Source organism: Croceivirga sp. JEA036 (assembly GCF_011882165.1).
Taxonomy (GTDB): Bacteria; Bacteroidota; Bacteroidia; order Flavobacteriales; family Flavobacteriaceae; genus Croceivirga.
Window position 1 is genome coordinate 16594 of record NZ_JAATON010000003.1, and the last position, 19653, is coordinate 36246.

Annotated in this window: 16 protein-coding genes; 5 read left to right on the forward strand and 11 right to left on the reverse strand. The window is 36.6% G+C overall.

Translation table 11 applies throughout. The features are described 5' to 3' along the window. Positions 1–29 precede the first annotated feature (29 nt). Both HCO57_RS08585 and HCO57_RS08590 read right to left on the reverse strand, forming a co-directional pair. Positions 30–917, reverse strand: a complete 888-nt coding sequence (locus HCO57_RS08585) for a hypothetical protein (protein ID WP_167988709.1) — start codon at positions 915–917, stop codon at positions 30–32. Positions 918–1054: 137 nt separating this feature from the next. After that, on the reverse strand, positions 1055–2959 hold the full coding sequence (locus HCO57_RS08590; protein WP_167988710.1) for an ABC-F family ATP-binding cassette domain-containing protein: 1905 nt from the start codon (positions 2957–2959) through the stop codon (positions 1055–1057). Positions 2960–3024: 65 nt separating this feature from the next. Here HCO57_RS08590 and HCO57_RS08595 point away from each other — a divergent pair, with 65 nt between their 5' ends. Continuing rightward, complete coding sequence (locus HCO57_RS08595) at positions 3025–3435, forward strand: DUF983 domain-containing protein (RefSeq protein ID WP_167988711.1); 411 nt, start codon at positions 3025–3027, stop codon at positions 3433–3435. On the opposite strand, the gene HCO57_RS08600 is transcribed toward HCO57_RS08595, so the two are convergent. The 9 genes from HCO57_RS08600 to HCO57_RS08640 all read right to left on the reverse strand — a co-directional run bounded on the left by HCO57_RS08600 (position 3432) and on the right by HCO57_RS08640 (position 15272). Next, positions 3432–4490 carry an NAD(P)/FAD-dependent oxidoreductase gene (locus HCO57_RS08600; protein WP_167988712.1) on the reverse strand — a complete coding sequence of 353 codons (1059 nt, stop codon included), beginning with the start codon at positions 4488–4490 and terminating at the stop codon, positions 3432–3434. The genes HCO57_RS08595 and HCO57_RS08600 overlap by 4 nt on opposite strands. A 101-nt stretch (positions 4491–4591) precedes the next feature. Next, positions 4592–5497 carry a gliding motility protein GldN gene (gene gldN / locus HCO57_RS08605; RefSeq protein ID WP_167988713.1) on the reverse strand — a complete coding sequence of 302 codons (906 nt, stop codon included), beginning with the start codon at positions 5495–5497 and terminating at the stop codon, positions 4592–4594. A gap of 13 nt (positions 5498–5510) precedes the next feature. Then, positions 5511–7079 carry a gliding motility protein GldM gene (gene gldM / locus HCO57_RS08610; RefSeq protein ID WP_136951395.1) on the reverse strand — a complete coding sequence of 523 codons (1569 nt, stop codon included), beginning with the start codon at positions 7077–7079 and terminating at the stop codon, positions 5511–5513. A gap of 56 nt (positions 7080–7135) precedes the next feature. Next, the gene (gldL, locus tag HCO57_RS08615; RefSeq protein WP_136951396.1) at positions 7136–7789 is read right to left on the reverse strand and encodes a gliding motility protein GldL; all 654 of its coding nucleotides are present in this window, start codon (positions 7787–7789) and stop codon (positions 7136–7138) included. A 79-nt stretch (positions 7790–7868) separates the two neighbouring features. Then, a complete protein-coding gene (gene gldK, locus HCO57_RS08620; protein ID WP_167988714.1) occupies positions 7869–9242 on the reverse strand; it encodes a gliding motility lipoprotein GldK in 1374 nt (457 codons plus the stop codon). A gap of 122 nt (positions 9243–9364) precedes the next feature. Beyond that, a complete protein-coding gene (locus HCO57_RS08625; RefSeq protein WP_136951398.1) occupies positions 9365–10522 on the reverse strand; it encodes a formimidoylglutamase in 1158 nt (385 codons plus the stop codon). A 33-nt stretch (positions 10523–10555) separates the two neighbouring features. Further along, positions 10556–13039 carry a type I DNA topoisomerase gene (topA, locus tag HCO57_RS08630; RefSeq protein ID WP_167988715.1) on the reverse strand — a complete coding sequence of 828 codons (2484 nt, stop codon included), beginning with the start codon at positions 13037–13039 and terminating at the stop codon, positions 10556–10558. Between the two features lie 122 nt (positions 13040–13161). Further along, positions 13162–14391 carry an LVIVD repeat-containing protein gene (locus HCO57_RS08635; RefSeq protein WP_167988716.1) on the reverse strand — a complete coding sequence of 410 codons (1230 nt, stop codon included), beginning with the start codon at positions 14389–14391 and terminating at the stop codon, positions 13162–13164. A 125-nt stretch (positions 14392–14516) separates the two neighbouring features. Then, positions 14517–15272 carry a hypothetical protein gene (locus HCO57_RS08640; protein ID WP_136951401.1) on the reverse strand — a complete coding sequence of 252 codons (756 nt, stop codon included), beginning with the start codon at positions 15270–15272 and terminating at the stop codon, positions 14517–14519. 131 nt (positions 15273–15403) lie between these two features. Between HCO57_RS08640 and miaB the strand changes: the two genes are divergently transcribed. Genes miaB through HCO57_RS08660 form a run of 4 tightly spaced genes read left to right on the forward strand, consistent with a single transcriptional unit; the run spans position 15404 to position 19649 of the window. After that, entirely contained in the window at positions 15404–16864 is a 1461-nt protein-coding gene (miaB, locus tag HCO57_RS08645) for a tRNA (N6-isopentenyl adenosine(37)-C2)-methylthiotransferase MiaB (protein WP_167988717.1), read from the forward strand. Positions 16865–16868: 4 nt separating this feature from the next. Beyond that, a complete protein-coding gene (locus HCO57_RS08650) occupies positions 16869–18143 on the forward strand; it encodes a sigma-54 interaction domain-containing protein (RefSeq protein WP_167988718.1) in 1275 nt (424 codons plus the stop codon). After that, complete coding sequence (locus HCO57_RS08655; RefSeq protein ID WP_167988719.1) at positions 18144–18668, forward strand: LptE family protein; 525 nt, start codon at positions 18144–18146, stop codon at positions 18666–18668. A gap of 3 nt (positions 18669–18671) precedes the next feature. Next, complete coding sequence (locus tag HCO57_RS08660) at positions 18672–19649, forward strand: hypothetical protein (protein ID WP_167988720.1); 978 nt, start codon at positions 18672–18674, stop codon at positions 19647–19649. Positions 19650–19653 lie beyond the last annotated feature (4 nt).

Sequence of the window (19653 nt, forward strand, 5' to 3'; positions counted from 1 at the left end):
CCGAACCAAACAAACTAAAGTATAACTAACTACTTATTATCATTGTCTTCAAATTTTGTATCAGCCATCCTACTAGGTACAGCTTGTAAGTCTAATTCCTTGTAAGGCGATAGCTTTTCGCTATCTGTATCTAATACCAAAAACTGTTTAGTGTCCATGGCCTCAATACCCCTGTAAGAATTGAACTTGTTATTTTGTATTTGAAGTACTTTTAATTTTGAAAGTTGCGCAAATTCTTGCGGTATACCGCCACCTAAGTCATTATTTGCCAACACTAATTCTTCTAAAGCAACCAATTGCCCTATGCTAGAAGGTATTTCTCCTTCTAACGCATTCTCAAACAATCCTAACTTCTCTAACTGGGTTAAGCTCCCTATACTTTGTGGTATAGTACCCCTAAAGTTATTGCTAGATAAATTCAATATTTTTAGTCCCGTAATAGCCCCAAAACTTTCGGGTATTGGCCCACTCAAAAAATTATTAAAAACAGAGAATTCTTTCAAGGCTGTTAGATTCCCAATTTCTGTAGGGATACCCCCTTTAAGCCTATTCATCTCTAACTTGAACGTTTTTAAGCGTTTTAGTTCTACTATATTCTTTGGTAACTCACCTGTTATGCTATTAAACGCCAAATTTAGATGCTCTAAATACTCTAAATTCCCTAAACTCTCTGGTAAAACCCCAGTAAGATTATTATTAAAAAGATTTAAGCCTACAACCTTATCATTTCTTACAACAACACCTTGCCATTCTGATACTGGCGCATCTAAATTCCATGAATTTGTCCACTCCGCTCCTCTTGTGTTTTGGTACAGTTCTACCAAAGCTGCTTTCTCTGCTTTGCCAATTTCAGCAAGGCTAACAGCGGTTTGTAGTACTGCTACTAAAAAAAGGATGGTTGATTTGGTCGTTTTCATACAATTCAAATTTACTTCATAAGAATTTACCTACAAAATAAAAGGAAGAATTCTTTACAAAAAAATTAAATCGTTAAACGCACCCCGGATTGTTGTGAAACTAAACCATATTGTTGTGAAAATGCTAAAAACTGTGGTTAGCCATCTAATTGCATAGAAACCTCTTCCCAGTCTGCCATATAATCCTCTAATTTTTTCTTACAACCATTGTATGTATCAAAAAAATCTGGCTTTGCAATGGTACCCTCATAATCCATTAAAAGGTTATGGTCATAGTCTGCAATTTGCTTTTCTAGTTTTGCAATATTCTTTTCTAGCGTACTTAATTTATTTTTTAAGGATTTTATGCGCTTTTGTTCTTTGTAATCGTTCTGTGCCTTGGGTGCAGTTGCTGCTACGTTTTCCTTACTTCTTTTTTCTATACTCCTAAAATCTTCTACATTACGCTGTTCTAGGTAAAAATCAATATCCCCTAAATATTCCTTAATATTCCCATCTTTAAATTCGTACACCTTATCTGTTAGTCCTTGTAGAAAATCTCTATCGTGAGAAACCAGCAACAACGTACCTTCAAAATGATTTAGCGCTTGCTTTAGCACATTCTTAGATTTAATATCTAAGTGGTTAGTAGGCTCATCCATCACTAGCACATTAAAAGGTTGTAACAAGAGTTTTGCCAGTGCTAAACGGTTACGTTCACCACCAGAAAGCACTTTTACCTGCTTTTCTACATCATCACCACCAAACAAAAAGGAACCTAGAATATCTCTTACCTTACTACGGTTGGTTTCATTAGCCGCATCTATCATGGTATCTAGGATGGTTTTATTGCCGTCTAGATACTCTGCTTGGTTTTGAGCAAAGTATCCTATTTGCACATTATGTCCCAGTTTAAGATTTCCAGAATACGCTAGCTCCCCTACTATAATTTTGGCTAGCGTAGTTTTACCTTGACCGTTTTGCCCCACAAATGCTATTTTGCTTCCACGCTCTACTAACATAGAAACATCTTCTAGTACTTTTTTGCTCCCGTAATTTTTACCTAGTTCATCCAGTTCTACAATTACCTTTCCTGGATTCACAGAAATAGGAAAACGGACGTTCATCACGCTATTATCATCTTGGTCTACCTCTATACGCTCCATCTTATCTAATTTTTTGATAAGCGATTGCGCCATAGATGCTTTACTGGACTTTGCCCTAAATTTCTCTATTAAGCGTTCTGCTTGTTGTATTTCTCTTTCTTGGTTTTTCTGTGCAGCACGTTGCTGTTCCTTTATTTCTGAACGTAATTCTAGGTATGCAGAATAAGGTTTGTTATAATCGTAAATACGCCCTAAGGATATTTCTATAGTTCTGTTAGTAACATTGTCTAAAAACATTTTATCGTGAGAGACAATTACCACAGCACCTACATACCCCTTTAAAAATTGCTCTAACCATAATATAGATTCAATATCCAAGTGGTTCGTAGGCTCATCTAATAGCAAAACATCATTAGACTGTAATAAAAGTTTGGCTAATTCTATACGCATACGCCAACCGCCAGAAAAAGTTGTTGTTTGCTTATCAAAATCCTCGCGTTTAAACCCAAGTCCAAGTAGTACTTTTTCTGTATCGCCTTGGTAATTATATCCTCCTAATATTTCATAACGATGCGTAACATCATTTATATCTATCATTAACTGGTTGTATCCTTCGCTCTCATAATCCGTACGTTCTGCTAGTTGATTATTGATGTAATCTAACTTTAGCTCTAAGTCTTTAATATCTTTAAAGGCTTGATAAGATTCTTCTAATACCGTACGACCTTCTTCAAAATCCAAATCTTGCTTAAGAAAACCAATCTTAACATCTTTGTCTGATGCTATGGTACCTTCATCTAAAGGCATTTCTTTTGATAAAAGTTTAAGCATGGTAGATTTACCAGCTCCATTTTTACCAATTAAACCAACTTTGTCTCCTGGGTTTAGGCGAAATGAAATTTGATTGAATAAATATTCCCCTCCAAAGGATACAGAAAGGTTGTGAATGTTAAGCATAATTTGTGATATAGGTTACAAACCCAGAATTGGATATTCTGTATTTTTGTTTAAAACTGATGCAAATGTTAAAAAAAGGCTCTAAAATCAACAGTATTTTAACAGGAAGTTGCCCTAAATGTCAAAACGAAAGCATGTATGTTAACTCAAACCCGTATGCGTTAAGCCAAGTTTTAAAAATGCATGAGCGTTGTTCTCACTGCAATACTAAGTATAAAATAGAACCATCCTTTTTTTATGGGGCAATGTATGTTAGTTATGCTGTGGGAATTGCCTTTGCTGTAGCTGCATTTGTTATTAGCAATCTAATTTTAGGAGCAGACCTTGTAGCTACTTTTATAAGCATTATTGGTACTCTAATAGTTTTTATGCCGGTGATTATGCGCTTATCTAGAAATATTTGGATTAACTTTTTTATGTCTTACGACCCTAGTTTGGATAAAAAAGAAGCCAATACTACGGCAAAAGCACATTAAGTACTAGCCACATATTTATTTTGAAATCTTTGAATATCTATTTCTGGATGCAATTGTGCGGTACCATACATGGCATCTACTAATTGGTTTGATACCTCTGGAGCAATTAAAACACCTCTTGAGCCAAAACCATTCAACACATATAACTGTTCATAAATAGGGTGTCCCCCAACTAATGGCCTCCTATCTGTTACTGTGGGTCTAATCCCTGCTACATGCTTTTCCACTGTATAAGGAAGCTTTAAAAATTTTTCCAATTTTTCTAATAACTCCTCTTTAGCCGCATCAGTTGGTGTATTCGTTTTGTCCTTCCATTTGTAAGTAGCTCCAATTCTGTATACATCTTCTTCTAAAGGAATAATAAAAACAGAAGATTTAATTACACTCGTTTCTCTTAAACCCGGAATCTTTACAGTGAGTAATTCTCCTTTTGTACCATTTAAGGGCAGATAATTAAAATAAGGATTGCTTTTAAGTCCAAAACCTTCTGCAAAAACTACTTTCTCATATTTTTTTCCTTGATAGGCTACGCCATCCTTAAGCATTTGTAAATCTTGATAGAGAAATGTCGTTCTGTGCAAAGCGCTTATGCCTTCAAGGTATTTTGCATACAACTGTACTAATTTTTCCGTAGCAACACGACCCGTTTCTAAGACTTCTCCATACCCAAAGGGAGCATCTATGCCGTCATTTGTGTTTTTGTGCAAGTGTGTATTTAAAAAACGGGCTAAACGGGGTTTATCAGCAGCCTCAAACCACGTGTTTTGTTCTTCTATAGAAGTAAATCTTCTTAATACCTTAACCTTATAATCTAACTGAGTGCCAAGTTTAGTTTGTAATTGCTGATAAAACGGTATGGCTACATCCATTTGGGCATCTGCTCGCCATGCCATGGTAAATCGTTTTAAAATAACCGGATTGTATAGCCCACCAGCAACTAAAGAAGATTTTTGAGAGGTATCTGTGTACACATCAAATGTTTTCCCCTTAGCTTCTAATCTTTCGCAAAGTGATATCCCCGCTAAACCTAAGCCTACGATAAGCACGTCTTTCATATTACAAAAATACATCGCTAGGCTATAGAAAATAAAAAACGCCTTGGCAAATTGCCAAGGCGTCTAATCTTGTTGAATTGGAAATTATTTTTGGGTACTAATTAATATGCCCACATATCTTGCTCCCTATCGCGAATAGTTTCTTTTATTCTGTTCGCTTCTAGTAATTGGAACAAGGCATTATCAAAAACGTAATCGTCTATTTTACGGTCTCCATGTACGTTATCTTCCTTATAAATGGTACCATTAAACCTTCTAGCGTTTAGCAACATATCAAAAGTGATAGGTTGCGCCGAGTTTCTGTTGTTAAAGACCTTAGCTTCGTGCAAGATTTGTCTTGCGCTTGGGTACCATACCCAGAACAATTCTACCTTGTTTTCGTTTGGATCTACAGACTCATCATCTATAAAGTTTACATCTGGAGCTACTGGAGCTATACCTAATAAACGGTACTTTAATTCTCCCTGTCTCTTATCAAAATACCAAATACCTTTTACGTGGTATTCTTCAATATCTGCAGCATCTAAATCTCTTCTGTTAATAAACTCTTCTGAGATTTGTTCTCCTGCGTTCAATTGCTCATAACCAAGGTCTGTTGTATCTACTTTTTTAAGAGTTGCTTCTAAATCTCCAAGACCTTGAAGCTTTTCTGTAAAGTAAGAATCCGTATAGATGTCTGTTAGTTTCCCATTCTTGATATTTTTAATCAATACGTGGTATAAAGACCTTCTATCAGAACCTATCCCAATAGTATCAGTAGGATAGTACAACGGAAAGTTAACGCGCTCATCTAAATCTATTACCTCCCATACGGTTTTAGACCAAAGAATATCCCTATCGTCCACATAGCCGTAATCTAAAGGTTTGTCATTATCTTGAGCTATTTGTGCATCGGTCTTTTTACCAATCTCCTCTGGCAATTTTGCATTAAGGATGTTTGCTTGTGCCATCATGGATAATGGCAATAGACCTACCGCAGCAATTACTAAAACATTTTTCCAATTCATTTTACCTAAATCTTTAGTTTGTCAATTCTACAACAACAGGAGAAACTTTCTTCAATTTATATCCTTTGTTGTTTGAAATATAAGCGTTGATATCAAAAATTTGTACTGCATCACCTCTTTTAGCTCTTTGTAATGCAGATTTTGCTTTTGCATTTAATTTGTTACCGCTAACTACTACCGTTGGTTGACCAGGAACTTTGAACTTAAATCCGCTTACGCCTAAATTCAAATCAAAATCAAAGTCTTCTAACATTGCACTAACAGTAGAGATTTCCAAGTTTCTTCTTGGCATCTTAACGCTACCTGCCTCTCCACGGATGGTACCGCTAGGTCTTGGAATATCTTTGATACGGAAAGTTGCTGGAGTACTAATTCTTTGACCATCTGGCAATACACCAGAAGCACTGATTGTCACTTCTCTACCCGTACCTGGGTTCATTACGTATCTACTACCATTAACTTTTCTTAATCCCGGTGCAGAAGCACTTACTTTGTTATCTGGAATACCAGGAATAGAGATTGTCATTGGGTTTGCAACCCCACGATAAACTACATTCATTTTATCTGCAGCAATCACAGCAGCGTTAGGCTTAGAAATAGTTGCGAACGAATTGTTTACAGGAACTTCTATTTCTTTACCATCTTGCATAAAGTAAAGGTTACCCGCTACAGTGTGATCACCAGCGCCACCAGCGTTGATTAACATTTTTACACCACCAGCTTCTAATTTGTAATCTTTATCTGCAGTTAATTTTCTACCATCTAAAGTTAACTCTGCACGTACAGGTGTAGATGTCTTATCTGTTTTAGAGATGATGATTTTACCATCATATTTTTCACCACTGTAGAAAGCAGATTTAGATGCTGATAAAGAAGTAGCAAAGTTCTTTAAAGATACTGCTTCTGTAAGGTTACCTTCTAACAAGCCTTTTAATACATCTTGCTCAGTAGCTTTGATGTCTGACTGCAACGCAGTTAACTTAGTTAAAGAAACTACCATAGGTACTCTTTCATAGTGATAGTTTAACCAATCTTCTTTGGTACCGTCACTCTTTTCTACTTTACCATTGGCATCACCAGTAGCAAAACGAGCATTTACAGATTCCTTAATATCTTTCATGTTTTCTGGTAACACCTTACTAACATCTGTACGGTACTTGTTTACCCAGTTTAAGAACTTTTGTCCTTCTTCTGTTACTTTATCACCACCGAAGAATTTTTGATCAAGAAAATCTGATTTATCCATTTTTTCGTAATCTTTTTTGTCTTCGTAACCTGCAAGCATTTCTGTCTTAAGACCTTCTATATAGCTATAGAACTCGTTAGACATTTCTGTTACTTGCTTAGCTTTAGCATACAAAGGAGCATACTCCTCTTCGTTTTCAGAAGCTTTGGTTTCCAAACCTTCTAAGTAGGCCATATTGTTATCGCTGGCTTTTATATTAGAAGCTTCAAACTTTTCATTCATTACACCGAATGCTGCTAGAACTTCTTTTCCTATGTTTAGTGCCAACATCGCGATGAAGATCAAATACATTAAGTTGATCATCTTCTGACGTGGACTTGCTTTACCTCCTGCCATGTTTTTCTAATTAGTTTTAAAAATTAATAATTTGGGGTTATTGTAATAGAAACTAATTAGTTCTTAGACATTGCAGACAACATTCCACCATAAACACCATTCAAAGAAGAAAGGTTAGTGGCTAAAGATTGCATTTGCTCTTTTAAAGCACCAGCGTTTTGTACTACTTCTTCGTTGATAGAAGCTTGACGACTTGCACTTTCTAACTGTACTTTGTAAAGACTATTTAAAGACTCCATTTGAGTGGCTGCCTGAGACAACTCTTCTGAGTATTTTTTAGTATGTTGAATAGCATCTGTAGTAGGAGCAATATTTTTAGCTGCACCTTCAAAACTTTTGATGCTTTCTCCTAAGCTACTAAACAATTGAGAATCAATGTTAGCTTCTTTAAGCATTTCATCTAATTTCTTAGAAAGGATGCCTTCTGCTTCTTTAACCTCAGCAGCTTCTTTCTTTTGTGCTTTTTTAGGCTCACCACCAGCTAATTCTGGGTACACTAAAGACCAATCTACTTCTTCTTCTACGGGTTCAAAAGCTGCAATTGCGAAAATTAATGCTTCTGTAATAAGACCAATAGCTAAAAGTAACCCCCCTGTTAAAGGACCGAACTCCCAGTGAAGTATCTTAAAAAGTGCACCAATAATTACTACTGATGCTCCAAGCCCGTAGGCCATGTTAAACAGTTTTTTTGTTGATTTTGACTGTGCCATAATGATAATTAAATTAAGTTATATAAATAAAGAATTTGGTTACAAGTTTAATTCAGTGTTCTCGTAAGCTATTTCTTGTTTATAGTCCGTTATTACCTTTTGTTGAATCTTCTTCTCCCATGTAGTCTTGTACCGTTCTAAAGCCGATATAGCTACGAGCAGAATCTTGATATTCGTAATCTCTAGTGCTTACTTGTAAGAAGTATGCAACATCTTTCCATGAACCACCACGGATAACTTTACGCTTGTTTTGGCCAGAACCTGCATTTGGGTTCATTGTAGAAACATACTCGTATGCTCCTGGGTCGTAGCTAGAGTTGGTCCATTCAGACACGTTACCAGCCATATTGTAAAGATTATAATCGTTAGGTTCGTAAGACTGCGCTTCTACTGTGTATAACGCGGCATCCGCTGCATAATCTCCACGTTGTGGTTTAAAGTTAGCCATAAAGCATCCTGTATCACTAATTACATAAGGACCACCCCAAGGATAAGTACCTCCTTCAATGCCTCCTCTAGCAGCATATTCCCATTCTGCTTCTGTAGGCAATCTAAATTGATTTACAAATTGCTTTCCTCTGCTTTTCTGATCATCGTTCTTGAACTTGGTTCTCCAGTGACAGAACGCTTTGGCTTGTTGCCAATTTACACCAACTACAGGGTAGTCGCTATACGCATCATGCCAAAAATAGTCGTTATGCATTGGTTCGTTGTAAGAGTACTCAAAATCTCTAATCCAAACCGTTGTATCCGGATATATCTCTAGTTCTTCCTTTTTAATGAAATCACTACGCTTACCAGTTTTTGCTCTAGCAGCTGCTTCAATATCCATCCAGTTATACTTGTACTTTAATTGTTTTACATCAATAGTACGCTGTCCATTATAGGTTTCCTCATCATCTAAATACAAGGTATCCATAATTTCTGCATAGTACTCATCTGGATAATCATTAGTATCCCAAATAAGATCAACATCTTTATTAAGCGCATAGCCTTCATAACCATCACCCCCAATAAAGTTGTCTATTTTATATTTTTCCCATACAGAAAGCTTTGAAGTATCGGCACTTTTAAAAGCATACTCCCCAATAGTACCATCATCATCTGGTCCCAAACCTAACTCATCTGCTAAGATGGCCATTTTGGTTCTAGCAACAGAATCCTTTACCCACTCTACGAACTGACGATATTCACTATTCGTAATCTCTGTATCATCCATATAGAAGGACCTAACGGTAACCGTTCTGGTTGGTGCATTGAGAACTTTAGCTTGATCCTCATCTGCCTTACCCATGATAAAGGAACCTCGTGGTATCAATTCCATACCGTAAGGCTTCTCGGGATACCATTTCTTCCCTTTAACTCCAACTAATTCACCTTTTGAATTTGATTTTGACCCGCAACTTCCGAGTAAAAACGCAAATGCTAGAGATGATAACAATAGCTTTCTCATACTTTAGGTTAAATTTTCGATTTAAGATTTATAAACTGCATAACACAATTTCATACTCTCAAAACTTGATTTTGAATATTTTATTGTACAAATACAATTTAAGTGTCAAAAAATTTTAATGTTCAGTTTAAACCTTTCTTATAGGCTTTTAGCCATCTCTCTGGGATATTTTGATTGCAAGCATCTAAATAGTCCTGTTGAGTGCAAGGTAATAACGCAACGGATTTTGATTTATTATGTGGAATCATAACAGATGGCACCTCTACCCACCATCTTTCTGTTACATGGCTTTTAAAGAATACCATTTCATCCGCATCTGTGGGTACGGTAAATTTTGTAAAATCTTCACTATCAGAAGTTGGCTCTTCTAAAATGCGGTAATTTAAACCCTCTATAAAGTACCATATTATTTGTGCAATTAATTTATGAGAGAGTACGGCATTCTCCATTTCATAAATACCAAAAGCACATATTTTATCGCTCATCCCCGCATACCTTGCTATGGCACAGATTTCTCTACCATCAAATCCGTTTGGAGAAAAATTAGTGGTTACCCCCATTGTAGATGCCATAACCGCCCTCATATCTATACTCACCAAATGTGCATTACGCATTACTGGCTCTACTAACTTGATATCCCCAATAAGTTCTCCTAACCTGTATGCATCAAAAAACAGGCGGTCCATAAGGTCCATCTCTTCTTGTGCATTAAAATACGATTGGTATCCTAGATTGCTAAAATTGAATAAATTATTTGGTTTATCTGTAATGATACGACTCATGTAAGACTCTGAAGAGATTAATTCATCATCCATACCAAAATCAAACTTAGCATCTACATTAACAATATTGACCATATCCTTTATACCATCAAAAGAACGATAAATAGGAAAGGTTAAATCTTGTGTAGCCCCTAAAACTATGGGTATAATGTTTTCTTCTAACAGACCTGCTGTTATTTCTTTAACTACAAAATAAGTGTCTTCTACAGAAGCTCCTTCATGAATGTCTCCTATATCTATTATAGTACCATTCCAATTCCCCATCATTAACCTGTATAGCTCTAAACGTAGGCCGTCTGTATCTAACTTGGCTGTCTTTTTCTCAAATGCATTTCTAGATTCTAGAACACCAAATAGAGCCACCGTAGCGTTTGCAAATACTGGCATACCTTTTTTTTCGGTATGCTTGTGAATATTCATTCCTAGTGCTTGGGGAGGTAAGAATTCTGAAAAGGCCAACACTTTTTCACTTACGGGCACTAAAAAGTCGAACGCCATATATTTCTTCTAGTTTTAAAGGATTTTGGTTTGCTATTTTTTGCTTTTTGCTCTTGTTTTCTTCTTGGGTGTTTTTTGCTCTATTAAGGCTTTGGCTTCATCTAAGGCAATTTTAGTAGCATCTACATCTTTACTCAGCTCTACCTTAATTTTACCTTTTATAATATTGTGCCTGCCCCAGCGTGCCTTTTCTATACGGATTCCTTCTTCTGGCCATTCTTGAATTAATTTATCCTTCTCTTTCTGAATTTTAGCTTCTATTAATTCTTCTATATCTGCTTGGCTAAGATTGTCAAAGTCGTATTTCTTATTCACGTTAATAAACATGCCATCCCATTTTATAAATGGTCCAAATCTACCTACGCCCTTGGTTACATCAGTACCCTTATACGTAGCAATAGGGGCATCTGCCTTTTGCTTTGCCTTAATTAATTCTACCGCCCTATCCATATCTACATCAAAAGCGCTTTCTCCTTTATCTAAAGAGATGAATTTTTTCCCAAATTTTACATACGGACCGTACCTCCCTACATTGGCTTCTACTTCTTCCCCCTCATAAACACCCAACTTTTTAGGCAATTGAAACAGCTCCATGGCTTCTTCAAAGGTAATTGTTGTCAAAGATTGTTCTGGCAGTAGACTTGCAAATTGTGGCTTTTCTTCTTCTTCTGATGTACCAATCTGGACCATTGGCCCAAACCTACCCAACCTTACGGATACTTGCCTACCAGATTCTGGGTCGGTACCTAATATGCGCTCCCCACTAGCGCGTTCTGCATTTTCTTCTACATCTTCTACAGTTGGATGAAAATCAGCATAAAAATCTTTCATTACTTTTTTCCAATCTTCCTCTCCTGCTGCTATTTCATCAAAGTCCTCTTCTAATTGTGCCGTAAAATTGTAATCTAAAATTTTAGAAAAATTGGTAACCAGAAAATCATTTACAATCATACCAATATCTGTTGGCACCATTTTGCCTTTATCAGACCCTACAGTTTCTGTCAGTGTTTTAGCGTCTATCTTACCGCCTTCTAAAACCAATTGGGTGTATTTACGCTCCACACCTTCTATAGCTCCTTTTTCTACATAACCCCTGTTTTGTATGGTAGAAATTGTAGGAGCATATGTAGAAGGCCTACCGATACCCAATTGTTCCAATTTCTTTACCAAAGAAGCCTCTGTATACCTATATGGTGGTCTAGTAAATCTTTCTGTAGCAGAGATGTAATTATTATTTAGAGCATCACTCACCTTCATAGCTGGCAGCATCCCTTCTTGTTCTTCTGCTAAATCTTCTTCATCTACCCCTTCTAAATAGACTTTTAAAAAACCATCAAATTTAACTACCTCACCATTGGCTGTAAATTCTTCTTGGTGAGTACTTGCGCTAATTTTAACATTAGTACGCTCTAATTGAGCATCACTCATTTGCGAAGCCAAGGTACGTTTCCATATTAACTCATACAATCTAGCTTGGTCTCTTTCTAAAGAAGGAGCTTGCAATTTCATATCTGTAGGTCTTATCGCCTCATGTGCTTCTTGTGCCCCTTTAGACTTACCTGTGTAATTACGAACTTCACTATATTTTTCACCATAGTTAGATACAATAGCATCTTTTGCAGCATCCAGTGCTTCTTTAGAAAGATTTACGCTGTCCGTTCTCATGTAGGTGATAAGACCCGCCTCATATAAACGTTGCGCTACTTGCATGGTTTTACCCACAGAAAAGTATAGCTTTCGCGAGGCTTCCTGCTGAAGGGTAGATGTGGTAAATGGAGCAGCCGGTGATTTTTTAGCAGGTTTAGTATCTAATTTAGCCACCTTAAAATCTGTACCAATATTGCTATCTAAAAATGCTTGAGCTTCTTTTTCTGATGCAAAACTTTTATTCAATTTAGCTTCAAAAGAAACACCGCCTAGCGTTTTGAATTCTGCCTTTATTTTAAAAGATGCTTCTGGAGTAAAAGCCTCTATTTCCCTTTCTCTTTCTACAATTAAACGCACAGATACAGATTGTACCCTACCCGCAGAAAGTCCTGGTTTAATTTTTTTCCAAAGTACCGGAGACAACTGGTATCCCACCAAACGATCTAAAACCCTACGCGCTTGCTGTGCGTTTACCAAGTTGTAATTAATTTCTCTTGGGTTTTTGATAGCTCGTTGTATTGCAGCTTTAGTAATGGAATTAAAAACAATTCTTTTTGTCTTTTTCTGCTCCAAACCTAATTCTTCTGCCAAATGCCAAGATATAGCCTCTCCCTCACGGTCTTCATCACTCGCAAGCCAGATTATCTCTGCTTTTTTAGCTAAATCTTTTAATTTCTTAACCAGGGCTTTTTTATCCTTATCCACCACATACTTAGGCGTAAAGTCTTTATCCACGTCTACCCCCAATTCTTTTGACGGTAAATCGGCAATGTGTCCAAAGCTGGACTCTACTTGATAATCTTTTCCTAAAAACTTTTCTATGGTCTTTGCCTTAGCAGGCGACTCTACGATAACTAGATTCTTTGGCATTAGCTGCGGTTTGTTGAAAACAAAAGTATATGAATTTTTTTATTTGACTTAACTCAAAAGCGTACCAATACATAAATATCCCGCTAATTGCGGGATATTTACACACCAAATTCACCTTGTAATTAGTTAAGTTGAAACGTGCTAAGCAACGCTATGGAAGCATCTAAATATTTATATTGATATAGCACACCATCTCCTACCATTAATAAATGGTCTTCTAACGGAATAACATCAAACGTAACAACATCCTTAAAATGGTTTAGCTGCGGCAAGTCCGGAACATTACGCTTATCGTACACTTTTAATCCAGAAGCGCCATCGCACACAAAAAGCTTATCATCTTTAATTCCGAGTCCGTAAGGCTCATCCATGGGATACATCACTTTTAATTCTGGTTGCTCCATATTACTGATATCAATAATAAACAAACCACTCTCTGTAGCACCACAGGTATTACCTCCCCGCAGCGTTACATAGGCATAATTATCATCTACAACCACAGGATCACAAGCCTTTCCATGCTCAAATTCACTCACCAAGGTAGGCTGTTCTGGATTGCCAATATTATAGATGTACATACCGCGCATACTTCCTAAAAACAAGTACTCCCCTTTATTAAAAATGGTCTCAATATCAAAACCAGCGTATACTTTATCTAAAACTTCTGGAGCGTCTAAATTGGAAATATCAAAAATATTGATATTATGATTGTCTACTGCATACAGATAATCTGACACAATTTTAAACCGAGCCAGAGAGCCACCTTGACCTGTACTTCTTGTGCCGTCGCTAGCATTTTCCAAAGCAAAATCTACCGTATTCACCTCTGCTATTTTCCGGCGTTCCACCACAGTTTCCCAACCTACCAAAATCTCGTTTTCATAATCTACGCCATCAAATTCAAATACATCTGCAGCAGGCCAAACTACATTATCTTGCAATACGTTTTCTAATCGTTTCAACTGTTTAATGTTATGTATATCTGTAATATCAAAAACCAATAAATCCATTAAACTATCTGCGTACAATACATCATCCTTAATAGATATATCCACATTGCCTGCAATTTTTATAAAGCCTATTTTATTTGGGTTAGATGGATTACTGTTATCTATAACATGTATGCCTTTGTATTTATCATTCACAAAAATGTATTCCTTATAAGCATACATTTTACCAGACTCATCAATCGCCTGCGGCGGAAGAACAGCTATACTATTTACAAATTCTGTTTTGCTAATTACCAAAGGTTTTGCCACTACAACTTCTGCATAAGAAGCATCATTATCATCCGTACAGCTTAGCATACACACTAAAATAGAAAGGACTACTATAAAAAGGTTCTTTTTCATGATTGTTGTTTTATTGATTGTTAGTTGAATACAATTTATAGATGAAGCCCAAATAAAAAGTTGCGTAACAACTAACACTTTAACATGTTGTTATTACGCAACCTTACTGTAAATAAATTACTAATTTATGCTTCTAAAATTGGTTGTTCATGTTGCTCATCCGCATCAAAACCAAGGCTATTTTTATACACAAAATACAATGGTATTTTGCCAAACATAGCAGTAAAAAACAATCCTATGTAACAGGCAATAACACCTAGATTAGCTAAAAAACCACAGACTAACAGCAACCCAAATATCACTAGCCAATTTTTATTTCCCAAAGCGAAGCTCGCTTTCACTATCTCTGCAGCAGTCAAATCTTGCCTAAATGCTAAAAACACAGGAAACAAAGAAACAGGGACCATAACGTAGATTACCCCTATACCACAAGCAAGCATACCTAAAAAAGTAAGGCCTGTTGCGTATAACCCAAGAACAAAAGACTTTTTTAAATTTTCTCCTTTTAAAAACCTAAAATAATCATCCTTGCCCATCTCCTCCTTATCTTTTAGCTTACAGATTCGATAAAAAGCAGCCATTAGGCCATTACTAATGGTCATTACTGCCAATAAAAAAATAGGCATGAATACAATCATCAACACAGCAAACCACACTGGTGGCTGGTCAGATTCAAAAGACTGAGGGTCATTAAAGCCTGCAGCAAACATTGGTATGTAAATAATAAGATAAAAAGGCATAATGCAAGCCATCATAATTAGAAAGGTCACTAATCCTTGCACCCACACTTTTTTAAATAGCTCGATGGATTCACTAAAAATTCCACCGAAATCCAGATTAACACTGGATTCAATTCTAGACTTTAGTTGGTCTATTTTCATAAAATATTGATTTTGGTTGTTCTAAATTTAGGATATAACGTGCAATTATTTAAAATCGTCTTAATTTAACTGCCAATTTGTCATTATCGTTTACTAAAAATAGTATCTTTGCCCCCCGCAGAAAGGTAAGGATGATGCAAAACGACACGGAAAAAATTATAGACGAAAAAGTACAGGGCACTGCCCTATCACTAGAAAACAACAGCAAAAACACCCGTAAATTATACATTGAAAGCTACGGCTGTCAAATGAATTTTTCGGATAGTGAAATTGTTGCGTCCATATTGGCTAAAGAAGGCTTTAACACCACCCAAAAGTTAGAGGAGGCCGATTTGGTTTTGGTAAATACCTGTTCTATTAGAGAAAAGGCAGAACAAACTGTTAGAAAACGTTTAGAAAAATACAATGCTGTAAAACGCACCAACCCTGGGATGAAAATTGGCGTATTGGGTTGTATGGCAGAACGTCTTAAAAGTAAATTCTTAGAAGAGGAAAAAATGGTAGATATGGTTGTAGGCCCAGATGCCTACAAAGATTTACCAAACCTAATTAAAGAAATAGACGAAGGTAGAAACGCAGTTAACGTCATTCTATCTAAAGATGAAACGTATGGTGATGTTGCCCCCGTACGTCTAAATTCTAACGGGGTTAGCGCTTTTGTCTCCATTACCCGTGGCTGTGATAATATGTGTACCTTTTGTGTTGTGCCCTTTACTAGAGGTAGGGAACGTAGTCGTGACCCACAATCTATCATAGATGAAGTCAATGATTTATGGGACAGAGGTTTTAAAGAAATTACATTACTAGGACAAAATGTAGATAGTTACCTATGGTATGGTGGCGGATTAAAAAAAGATTTTGACAAGGCTACGGATATGCAAAAAGCAACTTCTGTAAACTTTGCGAAATTATTAGAATTGGTGGCACTTGCACAACCTAAAATGCGCATTCGTTTTTCTACATCTAATCCGCAAGACATGACCTTGGATGTTATAGACACCATGGCTAAATTTGACAACATCTGCAAATACATACACTTGCCTGTACAAAGTGGTAGCGATAGAATACTAAAAGAAATGAATCGCCTGCATACCAGACAAGAATATTTTACCCTTATAGATAATATAAAATCCCGTATTCCGGATTGCGCCATTAGTCAAGATATGATTACTGGTTTCCCAACAGAAACCGAAGAAGACCACCAAGATACTTTATCTTTAATGGAGTATGTAAAGTACGATTTTGGATTTATGTTCGCCTACTCCGAAAGGCCGGGAACCTTAGCTGCTCGTAAATTAGAAGATGATGTTCCAGAAGCTATAAAAAAACGCAGACTTACAGAAATTATCAACTTACAACAAGAGCATGCTTTATACCGTACGCAACAACATGTTGGCAAGACAGAAGAGGTTTTAATAGAAGGAACCTCTAAAAAATCTGATGCGCATTGGATGGGTAGAAACTCTCAAAACACCGTTGTTGTATTCCCTAAAGAGGACTACAAAGTTGGGCAATTTGTAAATGTAAAAATTAACGACTGTACTTCTGCTACATTAATAGGAGAAGCAGTTTCACTTTCTAAAAACAATTAAGCTATTGGAATCCGTACAATCCATAAAACAGCGCTTTGAACTTATAGGCAACGACCCAAAGTTTAATAGAGCTTTGGAAAAAGCTATGCAAGTAGCACCTACGGATATCTCCGTATTAGTTACTGGGGAAAGTGGTGTAGGTAAAGAATCTATTCCAAAAATTATTCATTCCTTATCACATAGAAAACACGCCAAATATATTGCTGTGAACTGTGGAGCAATACCAGAAGGCACCATAGACTCTGAACTTTTTGGACACGAAAAAGGAGCCTTCACCGGCGCGACACAAACCCGTAGTGGTTATTTTGAAGTGGCCGATGGAGGTACTATTTTTTTAGATGAAGTAGGAGAATTACCCCTAACTACACAAGTACGTTTATTACGAGTATTAGAAAATGGCGAATTTTTAAAAGTAGGCTCTTCTCAAGTACAAAAAACAAACGTGCGTATTGTGGCCGCGACCAATGTAAATATGTTCGAGGCGATTAAAAAAGAGAAATTTAGAGAGGATTTATACTATCGTTTAAGTACGGTAGAAATCAACATACCTCCCTTAAGAGAAAGACAAGGAGACATTCATTTGTTGTTCCGAAAGTTTGCTTCAGACTTTGGTCAAAAATATAAAATGCCCACCATCAGACTGCAAGAAGAGGCCGTGGCTATTTTACAACGTTACCGATGGCCCGGAAACATTCGTCAACTACGTAATATAGCCGAACAAGTATCTGTTTTAGAAGAAAACAGAGAGGTATCAGCCGCTACACTGGGCAGCTATTTACCAGATATGACTGGAGGCAATTTACCAGCCTTGGTAAATCAACAAAAGAAAGAGAGCGACTTTAGTACCGAACGCGAAATTCTTTATAAGGTTCTTTTTGATATGAAGAGCGACTTAAATGATTTAAAAAAGTTGACTTTGGAATTGATGAAAGAGAATGATTCTGAGAAGGTACAGGAAGAAAACGAAACTTTAATTCGTAAAATTTACGGCGATAAAGAAGAATCTTATGAAGAGGAGCAGCCAATTACTGAAATTTTGCATTTGCCAGAACCAACTGCAGAATCAACAGTAAAACCACAAAGACCCGCTCCCTTAGAAGACCGCTACCACTTTGCAGAAGAAATACAAGAAGAAGAAACCCTGTCTCTACAAGAAAAAGAGATAGAGCTTATAAAAAAATCATTAGAACGGAATAAAGGTAAACGTAAAGCTGCAGCAGCAGAATTAGGCATCTCTGAACGCACTTTGTACCGTAAAATAAAACAATATGACTTGTAAATGAAATTGATAAAATCATTCTTTAGAATTCTTTCCTTTGTAGGCTTACTCACCATACAAGCCTGTGGATTTTATAATTTCTCTGGCGCTAGTACAGGGACCGCAGAAACAGTTCAGGTAAACTTTTTTCAGAATTACGCAGACCAAACTCCAGGATCTACGATTGAACCAGGATTAGATAGAGATTTTACCAACGCACTGCAAGACTTAATTACCAACCTTACCAGTCTTAATCTTACCAGCAACGGAGGAGATTTATTGTATGAAGGAGAAATTGTTGAATACCGCGTATCCCCCATGTCTGCTACAGCCAATCAACAAGCTTCTCAGAATAGATTAACAATTAGCGTAAACGTCCGTTTTTATAATAAAACTAAAGAAGACGCGGATTTTGAAAGGCGTTTTTCTTTCTTTTATGATTATCCACAAGCATCCCTTTTACAAAATGTAAAAACAGAAGCGCATGAGGTAATTTTTGAGCGAATAACACAAGATATTTTCAATGCTTCTTTAGCAGACTGGTAACCTATGAATGTAACGGAATTCATACAACTTTTACAAGAACCAAAAGCCACGCTAACTCCACAACAAACTAAGGAGTTAGAAGGTATGCTAGAAGAATATCCGTACTTTCAAGCCGCCAGGGCCTTACACTTAAAAGGTCTTAAGTCTTTGGAATCTTATAAATATAATAATGCACTAAAGGTAACGGCCGCGCACACCACAGACAGAGAGGTATTGTTTGACTACATTACGTCAGAAGATTTTAGCAACCACCAAATTGCTAACACCATACTGGGTAGAACAGCGCCATTAGCGGAACAGGAAACCATTTCTGAAGTAATTACTCCAAATCCTGATGCTAAATCGATGCTAGAGGAAACTGAAGAAGCCCCTTTACCGCAAAATATCACCGACGCTGAGCAAATACTGGACCCCGCACTATTTAATGTAAAAGCTGCTACCGAATTAACACTTAAAGAAGGTGCGTTAGAAGAAAAAACCGTTGTAGAAAGAGAATTGGGAATCGGTAAACCTTTTCAATTTACAAAATCAGAAAAACACTCGTTTACAGAGTGGCTGCAGCTTACTAGCACACATCAACCTATTGCTAGAGACAACGAGGATATAAAAGAAACCCCTATCTCCAAGGTGAGCAAGGTAAAAGATTATCCGCTAGCATCTAAGGCAGAAACAGTCAAAACTAATACTCAAAAAGGTTTAAATAAGAAGAAGAAATTTGAGTTGTTAGACAAATTCATAAGCACTAATCCCAAAATTGTACCTAATGCTGAGCTTATGAAAAAAGTAGATATCAGCGACACACAAAAGGTAGATGCATCTCAGTTAATGACAGAAACCTTAGCCAAAGTATATTTAGAACAAAAGAAGTACAAAAAGGCTATACAGGCATATAAAATATTGAGTTTGAAATATCCGGAAAAAAGTGGTTTCTTTGCGGATCAAATTCGAGCTGTAAAACAGCTTCAGAAAGAAAAGAATTGATAAC